The following is a 1,531-nucleotide window of genomic DNA, read 5'->3' as shown; positions in this document are numbered from 1 at the left end:
GCATGAGTTGCCCTGTGTCAAGCCGCAGCCGGTTGATCTTGGTTGAGGATGCGTTGGAGGGCGCGGTGTCGGTCGGGGTCGTAGGGGGTGTTGGTGGTCCAGCAAGCCCAGATGACACCGACCCAGGCGCGGGCCAGGACGCGGACGGCGTGGGGGTGGTCGTGGCCTCGGGCGCGGGCTCGTCGGTAGAGGTCGGCGGCCCAGGGGTTGGCGTGTCGGCTGTCGCCGGCGAAGTCGCAGATCGCGTCGCGCAGTTCGCGGTCGGCGCCCCAGCGGAACGACACCGCCCGGACCTTGCCGGACTGGCGGGTCGAGGGTGCGACTCCGGCCAGGCAGGCCAGCGAGTCCGCGGTGGGGAACCGGCCTCGGGCGTCACCGATCTCGGCGAGCAGTCGTGCGGCGCGGACGCGCCCGCCGCGGGGCAGGCTGGTGAAGATCTCTGCGTCGGGGTGCAGCTCGAGCTGCTCGCCGATGCGTGCGGCGAGCTCGGCGATCTGGCCGGTGAGCGCGCGCAACACCGCGACGTAGGCGCGGGTGACCGCCGCGCTGGCGGTGGTGTCGGCGCCGGTGAGACCGCGAGGGGCCTCGGCGAGGCGGGTGTGCAGGACGGTGGGGGCCACGCGGCCGCAGTAGCCGACCGAGACCAGCCAGGCGCCCAGCCGCTTCGGAGAGAGCCAGTCCGCCTGGTTCTGGGTGGTGAAACGCTCCAGGAACCGCAGGCTGATCTCGGAGTCGATGTCGGCGAACAGGCCGACCGCGCCGGGGAACACGATCTGCAGGTGCGCGCGGAGCTGGTTGGCGACCGCGACCCGGTGTGCGACGAGGTCGCGTCGGGCGCGGACGGTCTGGCGCAGCGCGGTGGTGGTCGGAGTGTCGGTCAGCAGGGGGCGCAGGCGGCGGCGGTCGGTGCGCACGGTGTCGGCCAGGACGTAGGCGTCGAAGCGGTCATCCTTGTTCCCAGCCGAGCCGTAGCGGCTGCGCAGGTTCTTGAGTTGTCCGGGTGGGATCACGAACACCACCAGCCCTGCCTGGCGCAGGGCGTCGACGACGGGGCCGTCGGGGCGCTCGATACCGACCTCGACCACTCCGGCCTTGAGCAGGCGGCGGACCAGCTCACGCATGCCGGCGCGGTCGTGGGTGATGGTGAACCGGGCGGTCTGCTCGCCGTCGGGGTCCACGACGGCCACCGCGTGGTCGTCTCTGGCCCAGTCCACTCCCGCCGTGGGCGTGCGCCTGCCGGTGTCGACGCGGGTGGTGGGGTTGGGGACACTCATGGTCGCCTCCTCGCTGTTGCAGCAGTGGGAAGGCACCCGGTGGTCCCGGGACGCGGCAGCCGGTCGCTCACTGATCGGCACTCGATGGTGCTCAGCCCTGTAGCCAGTCGGCGCGTCCTGGGCCACCGGACCTCGCTGAACTCATGCCGGACCTCGAAGGTCGAGCGAGCAGGGCGATGGCCCGGTGGGGACCTCAGGTGCGCCCGAAGTCTGGATCAACGACCCGACTCGGACACAAGGAGGGTGCACCAGTGAGC

The 1,531-nt window shown here is 72.0% G+C and carries 1 protein-coding gene; it reads right to left on the bottom strand.

Features of this window, described 5'->3' with window-relative positions:
* Nucleotides 1–17: 17 nt before the first annotated feature.
* A complete protein-coding gene (locus tag ACL02T_RS34815) occupies nt 18–1,274 on the bottom strand; it encodes an IS110 family RNA-guided transposase (RefSeq protein WP_412835080.1) in 1,257 nt (418 codons plus the stop codon).
* Nucleotides 1,275–1,531 lie beyond the last annotated feature (257 nt).

The organism is Pseudonocardia oceanicola (assembly GCF_047200735.1).
Taxonomy (GTDB): Bacteria; Actinomycetota; Actinomycetes; order Mycobacteriales; family Pseudonocardiaceae; genus Pseudonocardia.
Note: the sequence above shows the minus strand (reverse complement) of the source record. Positions and strands in the feature narration are given on the sequence as shown.